Source organism: Streptomyces sp. NPDC019443, assembly GCF_044389785.1.
Taxonomy (GTDB): domain Bacteria; phylum Actinomycetota; class Actinomycetes; order Streptomycetales; family Streptomycetaceae; genus Streptomyces.
Map to the genome: position 1 here is coordinate 40,491 of NZ_JBIRYJ010000021.1, position 17,420 is coordinate 57,910.

The following is a 17,420-nucleotide window of genomic DNA, read 5'->3' on the forward strand; positions in this document are numbered from 1 at the left end:
AGTAGGGTTTCGCGCATGGCAGCACTCTCAGGCGGCGGACCCCACACCCCCAGCGTCGTGGTCGGGCCCGTCGATCTCGCCGCGCGGATCGACGAAGCCCTGGCCGTGCAGGCCCTCGCCTTCGGGCTCAGCGAGGACGAGATCGAAGTGCGCCGCCATATCGTCCACCGCCATCTCATGTACCCCGGGGCCCGTGCGCTGGGCGCGCTGACGGAGTCGGGGCGCCTCGTCGGCTTCGTCTACGGCATGCCCAACGACCGCACCCATTGGTGGTCCACCGTCGTCGAACCGTATCTGCGCCGCACCGGCACCGACAGCTGGCTCGACGACTCCTTCGTCATCACCGAGCTCCATGTTCACCCCGGCTACCAGGGGCGGGGCATCGGCCGCTCGCTGATCACCACGATCACCGACGACGCCGACCAGCCGCGCTCCATCCTCTCCGCGATCGACATCGAGAGCCCGGCCCGCGGCCTGTACCGCATGCTCGGCTACCAGGACCTCGCGCGCCAGGTGATGTTCCCCAGCGCGCCCAGTCCGTACGCCGTGATGGGCGCCCCGCTGCCGCTGCTGCGCGAGAAGTGATTTCCGCCCGCCCGGGCCGCCCGGTTAACCTCCTGAGCATCACCCTTTCTTGACGCAGGAGATTTCCCCATGGCCCAGGTCCAGCGCATGTCCCGTCTGATGGTCAAGACACTGCGCGACGACCCGGCGGACGCCGAGACGCTCAATCACAAGCTGCTGGTGCGCGCCGGCTATGTGCGGCGGACCTCCGCCGGCATCTGGAGCTGGCTGCCGCTGGGCAAGAAGGTCCTGGAGAACATCACCAGGGTCGTGCGCGAGGAGATGGACGCGATCGGCGGCCAAGAGGTGCTTCTCCCGGCGCTCCTCCCCAAGGAGTCGTACGACGCGAGCGGGCGGTACGAGGAGTACGGCGACCTGCTGTTCCGGCTCAAGGACCGCAAGGGCGCCGACTACCTCCTGGGCCCCACCCACGAAGAGATCTTCACGCAGATCGTCAAGGACCAGTGCACGTCCTACAAGGACCTGCCGGTGATCCTTTACCAGATCCAGACGAAGTACCGGGACGAGGCGCGTCCGCGGGCGGGTGTGCTGCGCGGCCGCGAGTTCCAGATGAAGGACTCGTACTCCTTCGACACCACGGACGAGGGCCTGGCCGAGTCGTACGCGCTGCACCGCGACGCGTACATCCGGATCTTCGAGCGGCTCGGGCTCGACCACCGCATCGTCTCGGCGGTCTCGGGCGCGATGGGCGGCTCGGCCTCCGAGGAGTTCCTGGCGCCCGCGCCGGCGGGCGAGGACACGTTCGTGGACTGCCCGGCGTGTGAGTACGCGGCGAACACGGAGGCCGTGACCTTCACCGCGGTCGCGGCTGACGCCTCGCCCCACGGCCCGGTCGAGGAACTGGACACCCCCGACACCCCGACCATCGAGACGCTCGCCGCGCACCTGGGCGTGTCGGCGTCGGCGACGCTGAAGAACCTGCTGGTCAAGGTGGACGGCGAGATCACGGCGGTGGGCGTGCCCGGCGACCGTGAGGTGGACCTGGGCAAGCTGGCGGAGCACCTGTCGCCGGCGGAGGTCGAGCTGGTCACGGCGGAGGACTTCGCGGGTCGCCCCGATCTCGTTCGCGGCTATGTCGGCCCGCAGGGCCTGGAGAAGGTCCGCTACATCGCCGACCCGCGGGTGGCGCCGGGCACGGCGTGGGTGACCGGTGCGAACAAGCCGGACAAGCACGCCCGCAATGTGGTGTGCGGGCGGGACTTCGAGGTCGACGAGTACCTCGACGTGGTCGTGGTCCAGGAGGGCGACCCCTGCCCGAAGTGCGGTACGGGCCTCAAGCTCGACCGCGCGATCGAGATCGGCCACATCTTCCAGCTGGGCCGCAAGTTCGCGGACGCGTTCCAGCTCGACGTCCTCGGCCAGAACGGCAAGCCGGTCCGCGTGACAATGGGCTCGTACGGCATCGGCGTCTCCCGCGCGGTCGCGGCGCTGGCCGAGCAGACGGCGGACGACAAGGGCCTGTGCTGGCCACGCGAGATCGCCCCGGCGGACGTCCACGTGGTGGCCGCAGGCAAGGCGCTCCAGACGGAATTGGCCCTGGAAGTCGCGGACCAGCTGTCCGCGGCGGGCCTGCGGGTGCTGGTCGACGAGCGGGCCGGGGTCTCACCGGGTGTGAAGTTCACCGACGCGGAGCTGATCGGCGTCCCCAAGATCGTGGTGGCGGGCCGCCGCGCGTCCGAGGGCGTGGTGGAACTGAAGGACCGCCGCACGGGCGAGCGCGAGGAGCTGTCTGTGGCGGAGGCGGTGGCGCGGCTGCGGGCGTAACGCCTGCGGCGGGCTCACGCGGCGGAGCCGCAAATCGATACAGCCCCCGCCCCGCCCCTTCCCGTAACTCGGGGCAAGCACCCAGACCCCCGGCACGCCGTTCGGGCGTGGCGCGGGGTCTGGGGCGGAGCCCCCACGCGGCGGAGCCCCCACGCGGCGGAGCCCCCACGCGGCGGAGCCCCCACGCGGCGGAGCCCCCACGCGGCGGAGCCGCAAATTCGATACAGGGGGAAGGGGCGGGGTGGGGCTACAACCAGCCCGCGAACTCCAGCGCCGGCTCGCCCTCCCGGCGCCGCCCCGTCGTGATCGCTCTCGTGCCCGATTCCACCGCACGGAACAGCGTCCACCCCCGCAACCGCTCCCGGTCCACCTCCAGCGAGTCCGCGAGCTTGTTCACCCGGCGGCGGGCCGCCGACGCGCCCGCGGACGTGGCGATCAGGTCCTCGACGCGGTCACGGACCAGGCGGGCCAGGTCGTAGGCGCGCTCGCCCACCAGGGGCTCGGGGCCCACCGCGAGCCACGGTGCGCGGTCGGCCGCCAGGACTTTGCCCTGGCGGAAGTTGCCGTGCAGCAGCAGGAGTTCGCGGGCGGACGCGGTGAGCTCGTCCCGGGCGGCCAACGCCGCGGAGACCAGCGAGGCCGTGCCCGGCTCCGTGAACGCCCGCATCGCGTCCGCCTGCCGCGCCGTCCGTTCCGCCACCGTCTCGAAGCCGTGGTCCGTCGGCGGCTCGACCCACAGCCGCCGCACCGTTCCCGCCGCCTCCAGGAGCGCCTTCGCCTCCGGCAGGGACCGCAGCGACACCTCCGGGTGCAGCCGTTCCAGCAGCAGCGCGCCGTCCGCGGAGGCGAGCAGACGGACCGCGCCCCAGCCGCCCCAGTGCTCCAGGGCCGCGCGCTCCAGCTCGGGCGAGGCGGACGGCGGGGCGACCTTCAGTGCCGCCGGTGACCCGTCCGGCTGCCGTACGAGCACGACCAGACTGCTCCGACCGCCCGGCGCCATCACCCGCTCGACGTCCAGCTCCCACCGGTCCGCCGCCTCCTGGACGGCCTTCGGCAGCTGCCCGAGCCAGTCGTCACTCTCGCCCAGCGCCTGGACCAGTCGCTGCGGCGGTTCGAAAGCCATGCGTCCGTTGTTCCCTTTCCGCTTCAGCGCGCTCGACTCCCGGTCCGCTCGGCGAGCCCAGGAAAGGCTACGCCGCTGCCGCGCCACCGCACCGCACGTACGGCCGCCTCGCGGAGCGCGCCCGCGGCCTCCCGCCGTAGCGGCCCTTGCGCTGCCCGTACGAGATCGGAGTAGACGCCCGCGACCCGGTCCTCCAGCACCGCGGCGAGCCGCACGGCAGCCGCCGAGTCCGGCACGGGAAAGGGCAGCGCGTACGCGGCCGCCGCCGCGGCGGGCGTCCCGCCCAGGTCGCGCACCGTGCGCGCCAGCGCGTCCCGCCGGGCCCGGTGCGCGGCGTACGCGCTGGTGGCCTCACCCTCGCGGTCGTCGCCGATCCGGCCGCCGACGACCCCGTACCCGTACACCGCCGCGTGCTCCGCGGCGAGCGCGGCCTGTACCGCGTCCAGCGTGCTCATCACGAGCCCTTCTTCGTCAGCAGGTACGCATGCGCGGCGCCGGCCGCCGCGACCGACGCGAGCAGCCGGGCCAGCTCAGGCTCCGCGTCGACCAGGGAGGCGGAGCGTACGTCGGAGATCCGCCGCTCCGCCGTGGCCAGCGCCTTCAGCGCGGCCGCCGGATCGGTGGGAACGTCCGGCGGAGCGACTGCGGGCAAGGCGGTCACCGCCGGACCCGCGAGCGCCGTGACATGCTCGGCCACCGCCGCCCGCAGAGCCGCCAACTTCTCCGCCAGTGCGGGATGTTGCGCGATGACGGCGTCGTACTGGTCACGCAGCGCACCGCTCGTCGCCGCCAGCCGACGCCGCAGCGCCGCCTCCGCGCGAGCCGGGTCCGCCGCCGAGCCGGACGTCCGCCGTTGCTCCGGCTCCTCGGTCGAACAGCCCGTCAACACTGCGGCCGCGGCCGCACCTGTCACCATGAGCGCACGCCTGCGTGTCGTCCCCGTGCGCCCCACGCCTGTCTCCTCGGACCTCGCACTGATCATCGCCGCAGGCGAGCGTACCTGCGGGTCCGGCCCAGGTGGACGGCAACACCCCCCGGGACCGGATACCCTTTGATCTGACACGCGACGATCCCACAACAGCACACGCGGCCGAGGAGTCACCCGGATGAGCACCACCCAGAGCGAGAGGCTGCGCGGGCTGCTGGAACCGCTCGTCAGCGCCGCGGACCTGGATCTGGAAGAGATCGAGGTGTCCCGGGCGGGCAGGCGACGCGTGCTGAGGATCGTCGTGGATTCCTACGAGGGCGCCACTCTGGACGCCTGTGCCGAGCTGAGCCGCGTGATCTCGGAGAAGCTGGACGAGACGGACGCGATGGGCGAGGACGAGTACGTCCTCGAAGTGAGCTCGCCCGGCGCCGACCGCCCGCTGACCGAGCACCGCCACTACGTACGCGCCGTCGGCCGACTGGCCAGGCTCCATCTGCACGGGGACGGTGAGCTGGTCGCCCGCATCCTCACCGTGGACGACGAGGGACTCGACCTCGAGGTGCCGGGCGTGAAGGGGCGCAGGCCCACCGCCCGCCGGGTCGCCTTCGCCGAGATCGCCAAGGCCCGCGTGGAGCTCGAGTTCAACCGCAAGGACAAGAAGGAAGAGGAGGCGTAGCCGTGGACATCGACGTAAAGCTCCTGAAGGGCTTGGCACAAGAGAAGGAGATCCCCTTCGACCTGCTGGTCGAGGCGATCGAGTCGGCCCTCCTCATCGCATACCACCGCACCGAGGGCAGCCGCCGCCACGCCCGTGTCGTGCTCAGCCGCGACACCGGCCATGTGACGGTGTGGGCGAAGGAGGACCCGGCCGACCTCGAAGAGGGCCAGGAGCCCAAGGAGTTCGACGATACCCCGTCCGACTTCGGCCGGATCGCCGCCACCACCGCACGCCAGGTCATTCAGCAGAGGCTGCGGGACGCGGAGAACGACGTCACTTTCGGTGAGTACGCCCGCCGTGAGGGCGATGTCGTCGCCGGCATGGTGCAGCAGGGCAAGGACCCCAAGAACGTCCTGGTCAGGCTGGACGACAAGCTTGAGGCGATCCTGCCGGTGCAGGAGCAGGTGCCGGGCGAGGAGTACACCCACGGCCTGCGCCTGCGTACGTACGTCGTGCGCGTCGCCAAGGGTGTGCGCGGCCCGTCCGTGACCCTCTCCCGCACCCACCCCAACCTGGTGAAGAAGCTCTTCGCGCTGGAGGTTCCGGAGATCGCGGACGGCAGTGTCGAGATCGCGGCGATCGCCCGCGAGGCCGGACACCGCACGAAGATCGCCGTCCGCTCAACCCGCTCGGGCCTCAACGCCAAGGGCGCCTGCATCGGCCCGATGGGCGGCCGTGTGCGCAATGTCATGGCCGAGCTGCACGGCGAGAAGATCGACATCGTGGACTGGTCGGACGACCCGGCCGAGATGGTGGCCAACGCCCTCTCGCCGGCTCGCGTCAGCAAGGTCGAGGTCGTGGATCTCGCCGCCCGCTCCGCCCGGGTGACCGTGCCGGACTACCAGCTGTCGCTGGCGATCGGCAAGGAGGGGCAGAACGCCCGGCTGGCCGCCCGCCTCACCGGGTGGCGCATCGACATCCGCCCCGACACGGAGCAGAGCGCCGAGCCGGGCTCCGACCGGGACTCCGACCGGGGCTCCGACCAGGACTGAGGACCGAGGGCGGGCCTCACCTGGATCAAGACAACAACCGTTCGATTTTTGCCCCAAAGGGGTGAGGTCGGTACGGGGAGGTAGACTGAACGTGTCTGGCCGGACGCATGCCCGCGTATGCCCTGAGCGAACCTGTGTGGGATGCCGGGAGCGAGCGGCCAAGACCGATCTGCTGCGCATCGTGGTGATCGGTGGCGAGTGTGTCCCCGATGATCGCGGTACGCTGCCCGGCCGGGGTGCGTATGTACACCCCGCCTTGGTCTGTCTCGACCTGGCGGTCCGCCGCCGGGCGTTTCCCCGGGCCTTCAGGGCCAAGGGACCGCTCGATACCGCGGAAGTACGCCGGTATGTCGAGCAGGCAGCACAGTAAGAAGAGAACGGCACGGGACCCCGTGCGGTCAGGTACCTCGCGAGTTGGAAGTAGGTCGAGATTGCGATGAGCACTCGATGAGTACGCGATGAGTACGCCCATGAAGTAGCGACGGTCCGGCGGTAACCCGGACCTAAAAGGAGCGAAGTGGCTAAGGTCCGGGTATACGAACTCGCCAAGGAGTTCGGTGTGGAGAGCAAGGTCGTCATGGCCAAGCTCCAAGAACTCGGTGAATTCGTCCGTTCGGCGTCCTCGACGATCGAGGCGCCGGTTGTACGTAAATTGACTGATGCTTTGCAGGGACCCGGCGGCACCGCCGGCAAGTCCGCTGCCAAGCCCGGCGCGCCCCGCAAGGCCGCGCCCGCCAAGCCTGCCGCGCCCTCACCGGCGTCGTCGGCCCGTCCCGCTGCCCCCAAGCCCGGCGCCCCGGCCCCCAAGCCGGCCGCAGCCGCGGCTCCGGCGAGCAGCACCCCAAGCACCCCGTCCGTGGCCCCGGCTTCCGCCGGCCCGCGTCCGGGTCCCAAGCCCGCACCGGCCAAGCCCGCTCCGGCGGCTCCGGTGCCCGCGGCCGAGTTCTCGGCCCCGGCTCCGGCACAGCCCAGCGCGCCGCAGGCCCCGCGTCCCGCGGGTGCCACTCCCGGACCCCGTCCTGCCGGTGGCTCTGCCCGTCCGGCTCCGGCCGGCGGTCAGCGTGACGGCGGCCGTGACGGTGGCCGTGGTGGCGAGCGTCCGGCGCGTCCCGCCGGTCAGGGCGCCCCGCGCCCCGGCGGTCGTCCGGCCGGTCCCCGTCCGGGCAACAACCCCTTCACCTCGGGTGGCTCCACCGGTATGGCGCGCCCGCAGGCGCCCCGTCCGGGTGGCGCGCCCCGACCCGGTGGCCACGGCGGTGCCGCTCCCGGCGCCCCGCGTCCGCAGGGTGGTCCCGGCGGCGCTCCCAGGCCTCAGGGTCAGGGCGGCGCCCGTCCGAGCCCCGGCGGCATGCCGCGTCCGCAGGCTCCCCGTCCCGGCGGTGGCCCTGCTGGTAACCGCCCGAACCCGGGCATGATGCCGCAGCGTCCCGCTGCCAGCCCCCGTCCTGGTGGCGGTCCCGGCGGCGGCGGTGGCCGTGGTCCCGGTGGCGGCGGCGGTCGTCCCGGCGGCGCCGGTGGCGGTCGTCCCGGTGGTGGCGGCGGCTTCGCCGGTCGTCCCGCCGGTCCCGGTGGCGGTCGTCCCGGTGGCGGCGGCGGCTTCGCCGGTCGTCCCGGTGGCGGTGGCCCCGGTGGTGGCGGCGGCTTCGGTGGCGGCGGTGGCCGTCCCGGTTTCGGCGGACGTCCGGGTGGTCCCGGCGGCCGTGGTGGCACGCAGGGCGCCTTCGGTCGTCCCGGCGGCCCGGCGCGTCGTGGCCGTAAGTCGAAGCGGCAGAGGCGCCAGGAGTACGAGGCCATGCAGGCCCCGTCGGTCGGCGGTGTGATGCTGCCTCGCGGCAACGGCGAGACTGTTCGCCTGTCGCGCGGTGCGTCCCTCACCGACTTCGCGGAGAAGATCAACGCCAACCCGGCGTCGCTCGTCGCCGTGATGATGAACCTCGGCGAGATGGTCACGGCCACGCAGTCGGTCTCCGACGAGACGCTGCAGCTGCTGGCCGACGAGATGAACTACACGGTTCAGATCGTCAGCCCGGAGGAGGAGGACCGCGAGCTTCTCGAGTCCTTCGACATCGAGTTCGGCGAGGACGAGGGCGGCGAGGAAATGCTCGTCTCCCGTCCGCCGGTCGTGACCGTCATGGGTCACGTCGACCACGGTAAGACCCGACTGCTGGACGCCATCCGCAAGACGAACGTCATCGCGGGCGAGGCCGGCGGTATTACGCAGCACATCGGTGCGTACCAGGTCGGCACCGAGGTCAACGGTGAAGACCGCAAGATCACCTTCATCGACACCCCGGGTCACGAGGCGTTCACCGCCATGCGTGCCCGTGGTGCCAAGTCCACCGACATCGCGATCCTCGTGGTGGCGGCGAACGACGGTGTGATGCCCCAGACGATCGAAGCGCTGAACCACGCCAAGGCGGCCAACGTGCCGATCGTGGTCGCGGTCAACAAGATCGACGTCGAGGGCGCGGACCCGACCAAGGTGCGCGGTCAGCTGACCGAGTTCGGTCTGGTGGCCGAGGAGTACGGCGGCGACACCATGTTCGTCGACATCTCCGCCAAGCAGGGTCTGCACATCGACAGCCTGCTGGAGGCCGTGGTCCTGACCGCGGACGCTTCGCTCGACCTCCGGGCGAACGCCGAGATGGACGCACAGGGTATTGCGATCGAGGCCCACCTCGACCGCGGCCGCGGTGCCGTAGCCACCGTGCTCGTCCAGCGCGGAACGCTGCGCGTCGGCGACACGATGGTCGCCGGTGACGCGTACGGCCGTGTCCGGGCGATGCTCGACGACAACGGCAACAACGTCGAGGAAGCGGGTCCGTCGACCCCCGTCCTGGTCCTGGGTCTCACCAACGTCCCCGGCGCCGGCGACAACTTCCTGGTCGTCGACGAGGACCGTACGGCCCGTCAGATCGCCGAGAAGCGCGCCGCGCGTGAGCGCAACGCCGCCTTCGCCAAGCGCACCCGCCGGGTGTCCCTCGAGGACCTCGACAAGGTGCTCAAGGCCGGTCTTGTGCAGGATCTCAACATCATCATCAAGGGCGACGCGTCCGGTTCGGTGGAGGCTCTCGAGTCCTCGCTGCTCCAGCTCGACGTCGGCGAAGAGGTCGAGATCCGCGTTCTCCACCGTGGTGTGGGTGCGGTCACCGAGTCCGACATCGACCTGGCGATGGGCTCCGACGCCATCGTCATCGGCTTCAACGTCCGTGCGGCCGGCCGTGCCGCGCAGATGGCGGAGCGCGAGGGCGTCGACGTCCGGTACTACTCGGTGATCTACCAGGCCATCGAGGAGATCGAGGCGGCCCTCAAGGGCATGCTCAAGCCGGAGTACGAAGAGGTCGAGCTCGGCACGGCGGAGATCCGCGAGGTCTTCCGCTCGTCCAAGCTGGGCAACATCGCGGGTGTTCTCATCCGCTCCGGCGAGGTCAAGCGCAACACCAAGGCCCGGCTCATCCGCGACGGCAAGGTCATCGCGGAGAGCCTCAACATCGAGGGTCTGCGCCGCTTCAAGGACGATGTCACCGAGATCCGCGAAGGCTTCGAGGGCGGTATCAACCTCGGAAACTTCAACGACATCAAGGTCGACGACGTCATCGCGACGTACGAGATGCGCGAGAAGCCGCGAGGCTGATGCGGCCGGGGGCGTATCCCCCTAGGCAGCACTGCGGTCCGGGGCCGGTCGGCGGAGAGTATTTCCGTCGATCGGCCCCGGCCGTTGCGTGTACGGTTCTTGTGTCCCTGCCAAGTGACGGAGGGCCCTCTAACCCGTACCGGCGGGACATCCGGACATACATGTATGTGGGGACACTGTCCTTCGATCTGCTCCTCGGCGACGTACGGTCGTTGAAGGAGAAACGCTCCGTGGTCCGCCCGATCGTGGCCGAGCTCCAGCGCAAGTACGCGGTGAGCGCGGCGGAAGTGGGCGGACAGGACCTCCACCGCAGGGCCGAGATCGGCCTGGCGGTGGTGTCCGGGGACACGGGGCACCTCACAGACGTACTCGACCGGTGCGAGCGCCTTGTCGCCGCCCGGCCGGACGTGGAGCTGCTGTCGGTGAGACGCAGGCTCCACAGCGACGAAGACTGAATGAGCAAGGCAGAGAAGGAGAAGGACCAGTGGCCGACAACGCGCGGGCGAAGAAGCTGGCAGACCTCATCCGGGAGGTGGTCGCCGAGAAGCTGCAGCGCGGCATCAAGGACCCTCGCCTGGGTACGCACGTGACCATCACGGACACCCGCGTCACTGGTGACCTGCGGGAGGCCACGGTCTTCTACACGGTTTACGGCGATGACGAGGACCGGGCCAGCGCGGCAGCCGGCCTGGAGAGCGCCAAGGGCATCCTGCGCTCGTCCGTCGGCGCCGCTGCGGGGACGAAGTTCACGCCGACCCTGACGTTCGTGGCGGACGCGCTCCCGGAGACCGCCAAGACGATCGAGGACCTGCTCGACAAGGCGCGGGCCTCCGACGCCAAGGTGCGCGAAGCCTCCTCCGGCGCCACGTACGCCGGCGAGGCCGACCCGTACCGCAAGCCCGAGGACGAGGACGAAGCCTCGGAATGACACAGCAGAGCAAAACTCCCCCGGCCACCGCTGGGAGGGCCCCCCAGGACGGCCTTGTCATCGTCGACAAGCCGTCCGGCTTCACTTCGCACGACGTCGTCGCCAAGATGCGCGGGATCGCCAGAACCCGCCGCGTCGGGCATGCGGGGACGCTCGACCCCATGGCCACCGGAGTGCTGGTGCTGGGCGTCGAGAAGGCCACCAAGCTGCTCGGACACCTCGCGCTGACCGAGAAGGAGTACCTCGGCACCATCAGGCTGGGGCAGAACACCGTCACCGACGACGCGGAGGGCGAGATCACGTCGTCCGTGGACGCCTCCGGGGTTTCCCGGGAGGCCGTCGACGCGGGCGTGGCCAAGCTGACCGGCGACATCATGCAGGTGCCGTCGAAGGTCAGCGCCATCAAGATCGACGGCAGGCGGTCGTACGCGCGCGTACGCGGCGGCGAGGACTTCGAGATCCCGGCCCGTCCGGTGACCGTCTCCTCGTTCCGGGTGTACGACGTCCGGGAGACGGTGGCCGAGGACAATACGCCGGTCGTCGACCTGGTCGTATCGGTGGTCTGCTCCTCCGGTACGTACATCCGCGCCCTCGCCCGTGACCTCGGCGCCGATCTCGGCGTCGGCGGGCATCTGACCGCACTTCGCCGCACCAGGGTCGGTCCCTACGGCCTGGACGCGGCGAAGACGCTCGAGCAGCTCCAGCAGGAGCTGACCGTGATGCCGATCGCCGAGGCGGCCGCGGCCGCCTTCCCGCGCTGGGACGTGGACGAGAAGCGCGCCAAGCTGCTCACCAATGGTGTACGGCTGGACATGCCGGCGTTCGACACCGCGCCGGTGGCGGCCTTCGGGCCCGACGGACGGTTCCTGGCGCTGGTGGAGGAGCAGAAGGGCAAGGCCAAGAGCCTCGCCGTCTTCGGCTGAGCGCACTGGCCCGGGGTTGACCCCACCGTGGAACGGGCAGGGCCACTGCCCGTTCCACGATCCCCCTCGGGAGAAGGTCTATCCGCCGCCGCCCCCGGATTCACCCCTTCGGGCAGGCGCTCGGAGTGACCGAGGGTGCACTGAGGGGGCGCTTTCGCCACGCGTCCTTCTCCCGGTGATCACCGCCGACCTAACGTCGACACCATGGGACGCGGGGACCTGGCGACGCTGGTACACATCTGCGATCTGGCGGGGCGGCCGCGCGGGACCGGGTTCGTCGCCGACGAGCTCGGCACGGTCGTGACCAGCCATGAGGCGGTCGACGGGCTGGTACGGGTGGTGCTGCACGCGCCCGGCGACCGCACCTGCCTCGCCGAGGCCGATGCCATCGTCCCCCTGCCGGAGGCCGGTCTGGCGCTGGTGCGCACCGAGGGACTCGGCGTGCGGCCGCTGCCGATCAGCGCGCGGGAGCGGGTCGAGGCGGGCACGTACGTACGGCTCGCCGCTCGCGGCTGGCGCGAGGCGCGCGTGCTCGGCGCTGCCCAGGTGACGTACACCGCGGCCGATCGCTGCCATCTGGTCGGCGACGCCCTGGAGTTGGCGATCGGGACGGACGGCAGCGACGCGCTGCGGCTGGGCGGCGAGGCCGCCGGTGGGCCGGTGCTCGACTCCTCGACCGGCGCGGTGCTCGCCGTCCTCGGCACCGCGCTGCAATCCGGACACCGGGCGGCCGGGTTCGCGCTGCCGCTGCGTGCCACCGGCCGGCCGCCGGACGGGCCGCTCGCCGAGCTGCTGCGGCGTAACGCGGCGACCGTCCCCGGTTACGGGCACGACCTCAACCTCGCGGCCGTGCTGAAGCTCACCGCGACCTCCGTGGGGTCGGCCGGAGGGCCGGTCGCCTGGCCCGATCCGGTGGAACGACCGGACACCGTAAGGGAGTTCGCCTCCTTCACCGCACTGGTGATGGGGCTCGTCGGCGATCCCGGAACGGGCCGCACGACCGAACTCGCCGCGCTCGCCGCCCGGCGGGCCCGAGGACCGGAACCCGCGCCCACCGTGTGGCTGCGCGGCGCCGATCTGCACGCCGGCGACACCTCGGTCGCCGACGCAGTCGCGCGCACCCTCAGACAGGCCGGCCGCATCCTCGCCGCTTCGGGCGCGCGCGGCGACATGGACGTCGTCACCCCGGAGCTGGTCGCGCGCCGCGCCCGCGAGGCCGGGCGACCGCTGCTCGTGCTGCTCGACGGGCCCGAGGAGATGCCGCCCGTACTGGCCCACCGGCTCCCCGACTGGACGGCGGGGACTGTGAACTGGCTGAGCTCCTGCGGTGTGCGGATGGTCGTCGGCTGCCGGCCCGAGCACTGGGAGCAGGCCGGGGCGCTGTACCCGCCGGACGTACTGCACCGGCCCGCCACGCCCGCGCACCGGCTGCCGCCCGCCCTGCACATCGCCGCACTGTCCGTCGGCGAGGCGGAGCGCGCACGGGAGCGGTACGGGCTCCCGGCCGGGGCAGTCGCCGCCGCGGACGAACGGCATCCGCTCGCGCTGCGGCTGCTCGCGGAGGTACGGGAGGCGCTGCCCGGCGAGGCGCCGGGGCGGCCGTCCCGCGAGGACGTCTTCACCGCGCATCTGGACATGCTGTGCCTGCGGATCGCGGTCCGCGTCGACGCGGCCTCCCGGCCGCCACTGCGGGCTTCCGCCGTACGCAGGCTGGCGGCGAAGGTGGCGGGCCAGGTCCACGAGGCGGCGCGGCGCTGTCTTGGGCCCGGGCAGGGGGAGCTGGACCGTGAGTCCTTCGAGGAGATCTTCCCGTGGGGAACCGGGTGGGCATCCGCAGTGCTCACCGAGGGCCTACTGGTCCGGGTGGGCGCCGGCTACCGCTTCGCGCACGAGGAGTTCGCCGACTGGGTCCAGGGCGCGCACGTCGACCTCGATGCGGCGCTCCACTCCCTGGTCCATCGCTGGCACGCGCGGGCGGCGCCTGTGGAGCTGCCTTCGCGGCCGGGGACCAGCGGGCGGGGGAGCGGCTATGTGCCGTCACCGCAGGGCTCGGGGGCGCCAGAACCGCGCTCGCTGCCGGTTCCGAGGCATCGCATCGGCCCGGTGGTGCAGGCCCTACTGCTCCTCGACCGGGTGCACGGTCCCGGGCAACTGGCGTGCAGGCTGGAGAAGTTGGTCGAAGCGCTGGACGAGCTGGAGGACCCCAGCGAGGCGGGCGCGCGGCTCGACGACGCACGGTGGTGGGGAGCCCATCTGCTGGGGGAGGCGCTGCTGCGGGTGCCCGACGCCGGGGCGTACCTCCCGGTGCTCCGGCTGCTCGCGGAGCGGATCACCCGGCGCTGCGTACGCGAAGGCGGGCCCCGACACCTGGGCGGGCTCGGCGAGTTCGGGCCGTGGTTCTGGGAGCGGCTGCGGGTGACCGAGGCCCAGCGGCTCGATCTGCTGCGACGGCTCGTGCCCGCGGACCCGGTGCCGGGGCATCGCACGGAGCCGCGCTATCTGGATTCCGTCGTCGCGCGGCTCGCCGCCGAGCCCAGCGCCGTACAGCCGATGCTCTGCCGCTGGTTCACCGACGGTACGCCGCTTCCCGCCGGCCCCGATGCCGAGGTCCGGCCCACCGTGGCCGCCGCCGCGCAGGCCCTGCTCTACACCCGCCGCGGTCTCGCCGTCGACGACCTCACCGAGGCCCTCGTCGCGACCGCTCACCCCCGAGCCGACGAACTGCTGGCCGCGCTCGCCGAGGAGGAGCCGTCCGCCCTGTGCCGGGCCGTCGACCGCTGGGCGCTCGACCCGCGGCCCGAGCGGCGGGCCGCGGCCGCCGCCTACGGACTGGCCACCGTCGCCCGGGTCACCACCGACGCCGACCGCGAGCTGCTCAGGTACGCCGCCCTCGCCCTGCTGGCCAGACCCGCCGACACCGCCCTGCACGCCTCGGCCCTCGCCCTCCTGGTCCACGATCCGGACACCCGGTCCCGCTATCTGGCCAGGGCGCTCGAGGCCTTCGGGGCCGGCGACCCGGGACTGCCCGCGAGCGCGCTGGCCGCCGCGCTCACCACGCACCCCGAGCCCGTCCTGGCCGCCTTCCGAGCGCGGCTGCACCAGCCCGGGGACGGCGCGGGAGAAGTGCTGCGGGCCCTCGCCGAGGTCACCACCCCCGCGTCGGCCCGCCGTGCCGCCGCGCTCGTCGGCGAGTACATCGACCACCGGCCCGAAGGCGCGGCCCACGCCGCCGCCTACGTCGACCGGTGCCTGGAACACGGCCCGGCCGCCCGCGCCACCCTGTTCCCGCTGGTCACCGGCCTGCTGCGGGGCCGGCCCTGCCGGGTCCGGATGGCCCTCGTACCCGTCCTCGCGGCACCGGGCAGCCGGGCCTCGCGGCCGCTGCGGGCCGAGCTCCTGGACGTACTGCTGGATCACGAGCAGTACGCGGCACATGACCTCGCCGTCCTCGACGCCCTGCTGCGGGCCGCGGCGCACGGCTGCGCGACCCGGCCCGAAGCCCGCACCCGCGAGCTCGTCCACCGCACCGGCCTGCTCCTCGTCCGCACCCCCGAGGGCGCGACCTGCTTCGACCGGCGGCTCGTGGAGCTGGCCCGCGAGGTCCCCGGCTTCGCCGGGCTCGTCGCGGGGTGGCTGGACCGTGCCCCGCAGGAGTGGGCAGCGGTGGTCGGCCCGAGTGCGCGTCGGATGGTCGAGACCCTACGCAGCCCGGTGCCGATGCGAACCGACAGTCGCGGGCATGGCAGTCTTAGACCTGCGTAACCGGCAATGACGTACACAGGTTCGGGCGAGGAGCGGTCACAGTGCAGCGCTGGCGTGGCTTGGAGGACATCCCCCAGGACTGGGGACGCAGCGTCGTCACCATCGGCTCCTACGACGGGGTCCACCGCGGACACCAGCTGATCATCGGACGGGCGGTGGAGCGGGCACGCGAGCTCGGGGTGCCGTCGGTCGTCGTGACCTTCGACCCGCACCCGAGCGAGGTCGTCCGTCCCGGCAGCCATCCGCCGCTCCTCGCGCCTCACCACCGGCGTGCCGAGCTGATGGCGGAGCTGGGCGTGGACGCGGTGCTGATCCTTCCCTTCACGAGCGAGTTCTCGAAGCTGTCGCCCGCGGACTTCATCGTGAAGGTCCTGGTCGACAAGTTGCACGCGTGCGCGGTCATCGAGGGCCCGAACTTCCGTTTCGGCCACAAGGCGGCGGGGAATGTCGCGTTCCTCGCCGAGCTGGGCGCGACGTACGACTACGAGGTCGAGGTCGTCGACCTCTTCGTGAGCGGCGCGGCGGGCGGCGGCGAGCCCTTCTCCTCGACCCTGACCCGCCGCCTGATCGCCGCCGGTGACGTCGAGGGCGCGGCGGAGATCCTGGGCCGCCCGCACCGCGTCGAGGGCGTGGTGGTGCGGGGCGCGCAGCGCGGCCGTGAGCTGGGCTACCCGACGGCGAACGTGGAAACGCTGCCGCACACGGCGATCCCGGCGGACGGGGTGTACGCGGGGTGGCTGACGGCGGCGGGCGAGAGGATGCCGGCGGCGATCTCGGTGGGCACGAACCCGCAGTTCGACGGTACGGAGCGGACGGTGGAGGCGTACGCGATCGACCGGGTGGGGCTGGATCTGTACGGGCTGCATGTGGCGGTGGACTTCTTGGCGTATGTGCGGGGGCAGGAGAAGTTCGACTCGATCGAGGCGTTGCTGGATGCGATTGCGGCGGACGTCAAGAAGTGCCGCGAGCTGACGGCCGCGGCTTAGCACCGGGCGGCGCGGAGGCCTCTCCGGGTGCCCCGGTCCGGGGCGCGGCCCTTGGGCTGACGGTGCTCCCCGGTCCGCGTCAGCCCCCCATGTGCCCCCTCACGCCCAGTGGCACGCCACCCCCGCCCCACCGAGCACTCCCATCTCCTCCGACCGGCACCTGTCCGCCACACCCGCCCTCTCCGCCTCGCCCGACGCCAGCACCTGGCAGCGCGCGTGGAAGCGGCAGCCTCCCGGGATGCGGGACGGGTCCGGGGGTTCGCCCGTCAGGACCACCGGGGGGATCGCCGAGTCCGGGAGGACGGACAGCAGCGCCTGGGTGTAGGGGTGTTGGGGACTCGTCAGCACGTCCTCGACGGTGCCGCACTCCACGATCCGGCCCAGGTACATCACCGCCACCCGGTCCGCGATGTTCCACGCGAGCCCCAGGTCGTGGGTCACCACCAGCGCGGACAGGCCCAGCTCGTCCCGCAGGCGCAGCAGCAGCGCGAGGATCTCGCCGCGTACGGACGCGTCCAGTGAGGCCACCGGCTCGTCCGCGACGATCAGTTCGGGTTCCAGGACGAGCGCCCCGGCGATGACGACGCGCTGGCGCTGGCCGCCCGAGAGCTCGTGCGGGTAGCGCAGGAAGAAGCGCTCCGGCGGCCGCAGCCCGGCCCGCGAGAGCGCCTCGGCCACGGCAGGGCGTTCGTCCCCGGTGTACCCGTGGATCCGCAGGCCCTCGGCCACCGCGTCGTACACCGTGTGCCGCGGGTTCAGCGAGCCGCTCGGGTCCTGGAGGACCAGCTGGACGCGCCTGCGGTACGACTTCAGCGCGCGGGAGGTGTACGACAGGGGCGCACCGCCGAAGGTGACCGCGCCGGACGTCGGCGGCACCAGACCCAGCAGTGAGCGAGCCAGCGTCGTCTTCCCGCAGCCGGACTCGCCGACCAGGGCGACGATCTCGCCCGCGCCGATGTCGAGGTCGACGCCGTCGACGGCACGGGCGGCCGGCCGGCCGCGCCGCCCGGGGAAGGTGACGTGCAGACCGGTGGCCGAGAGCAAGGGGGTGGTGGTCATGACTGGCTCCTGGGTACG

General features: G+C 72.3%; 15 protein-coding genes. 11 read left to right on the plus strand and 4 right to left on the minus strand.

Features of this window, described 5'->3' with window-relative positions; translation table 11 throughout:
- Window positions 1–15: 15 nt before the first annotated feature.
- Both ACH492_RS36150 and ACH492_RS36155 read left to right on the plus strand, forming a co-directional pair.
- Window positions 16–585 (plus strand): GNAT family N-acetyltransferase, encoded by a 570-nt coding sequence (locus ACH492_RS36150; protein WP_398993060.1) that lies wholly within the window; start codon window positions 16–18, stop codon window positions 583–585.
- Window positions 586–654: 69 nt separating this feature from the next.
- A complete protein-coding gene (locus tag ACH492_RS36155) occupies window positions 655–2,349 on the plus strand; it encodes a proline--tRNA ligase (protein WP_398993062.1) in 1,695 nt (564 codons plus the stop codon).
- Window positions 2,350–2,596: 247 nt separating this feature from the next.
- On the opposite strand, the gene ACH492_RS36160 is transcribed toward ACH492_RS36155, so the two are convergent.
- The 3 genes from ACH492_RS36160 to ACH492_RS36170 are packed head-to-tail and all read right to left on the minus strand — an operon-like array spanning window position 2,597 to window position 4,424.
- A complete protein-coding gene (locus ACH492_RS36160; RefSeq protein WP_398993064.1) occupies window positions 2,597–3,472 on the minus strand; it encodes an aminoglycoside phosphotransferase family protein in 876 nt (291 codons plus the stop codon).
- A 23-nt stretch (window positions 3,473–3,495) separates the two neighbouring features.
- Entirely contained in the window at window positions 3,496–3,927 is a 432-nt protein-coding gene (locus ACH492_RS36165) for a ferritin-like domain-containing protein (RefSeq protein ID WP_398993066.1), read from the minus strand.
- On the minus strand, window positions 3,927–4,424 hold the full coding sequence (locus ACH492_RS36170; RefSeq protein ID WP_398993068.1) for a hypothetical protein: 498 nt from the start codon (window positions 4,422–4,424) through the stop codon (window positions 3,927–3,929). Before ACH492_RS36170 ends, ACH492_RS36165 begins: the two co-directional genes overlap by 1 nt.
- A 154-nt stretch (window positions 4,425–4,578) precedes the next feature.
- On the opposite strand from ACH492_RS36170, the gene rimP reads away from it, so the two are divergent.
- The 9 genes from rimP (at window position 4,579) to ACH492_RS36215 (ending at window position 16,343) form a co-directional block, all read left to right on the plus strand.
- Window positions 4,579–5,076 carry a ribosome maturation factor RimP gene (gene rimP / locus ACH492_RS36175; protein ID WP_398993070.1) on the plus strand — a complete coding sequence of 166 codons (498 nt, stop codon included), beginning with the start codon at window positions 4,579–4,581 and terminating at the stop codon, window positions 5,074–5,076.
- A 2-nt stretch (window positions 5,077–5,078) separates the two neighbouring features.
- Window positions 5,079–6,110 (plus strand): transcription termination factor NusA, encoded by a 1,032-nt coding sequence (gene nusA, locus ACH492_RS36180; protein ID WP_307660793.1) that lies wholly within the window; start codon window positions 5,079–5,081, stop codon window positions 6,108–6,110.
- 91 nt (window positions 6,111–6,201) lie between these two features.
- Entirely contained in the window at window positions 6,202–6,480 is a 279-nt protein-coding gene (locus ACH492_RS36185; protein WP_307660792.1) for a YlxR family protein, read from the plus strand.
- Between the two features lie 147 nt (window positions 6,481–6,627).
- A complete protein-coding gene (gene infB, locus ACH492_RS36190) occupies window positions 6,628–9,744 on the plus strand; it encodes a translation initiation factor IF-2 (RefSeq protein WP_398993073.1) in 3,117 nt (1,038 codons plus the stop codon).
- A 161-nt stretch (window positions 9,745–9,905) separates the two neighbouring features.
- A complete protein-coding gene (locus ACH492_RS36195; protein WP_307660790.1) occupies window positions 9,906–10,199 on the plus strand; it encodes a DUF503 domain-containing protein in 294 nt (97 codons plus the stop codon).
- A gap of 29 nt (window positions 10,200–10,228) precedes the next feature.
- A complete protein-coding gene (gene rbfA / locus ACH492_RS36200) occupies window positions 10,229–10,672 on the plus strand; it encodes a 30S ribosome-binding factor RbfA (RefSeq protein ID WP_398993075.1) in 444 nt (147 codons plus the stop codon).
- Window positions 10,669–11,595 carry a tRNA pseudouridine(55) synthase TruB gene (truB, locus tag ACH492_RS36205; RefSeq protein ID WP_398993077.1) on the plus strand — a complete coding sequence of 309 codons (927 nt, stop codon included), beginning with the start codon at window positions 10,669–10,671 and terminating at the stop codon, window positions 11,593–11,595. The genes rbfA and truB overlap by 4 nt, the downstream gene beginning before the upstream one ends.
- Window positions 11,596–11,799: 204 nt before the next feature.
- Window positions 11,800–15,357: a trypsin-like peptidase domain-containing protein gene (locus ACH492_RS36210; protein WP_398993079.1), complete on the plus strand. Its 3,558-nt coding sequence runs from the start codon at window positions 11,800–11,802 to the stop codon at window positions 15,355–15,357.
- Between the two features lie 41 nt (window positions 15,358–15,398).
- Window positions 15,399–16,343, plus strand: a complete 945-nt coding sequence (locus ACH492_RS36215) for a bifunctional riboflavin kinase/FAD synthetase (RefSeq protein WP_398993081.1) — start codon at window positions 15,399–15,401, stop codon at window positions 16,341–16,343.
- Window positions 16,344–16,442: 99 nt separating this feature from the next.
- Here the strand turns inward: ACH492_RS36215 and ACH492_RS36220 are convergent, their stop codons facing one another.
- Entirely contained in the window at window positions 16,443–17,402 is a 960-nt protein-coding gene (locus ACH492_RS36220) for an ABC transporter ATP-binding protein (RefSeq protein WP_398993083.1), read from the minus strand.
- Between the last annotated feature and the right edge of the window lie 18 nt (window positions 17,403–17,420).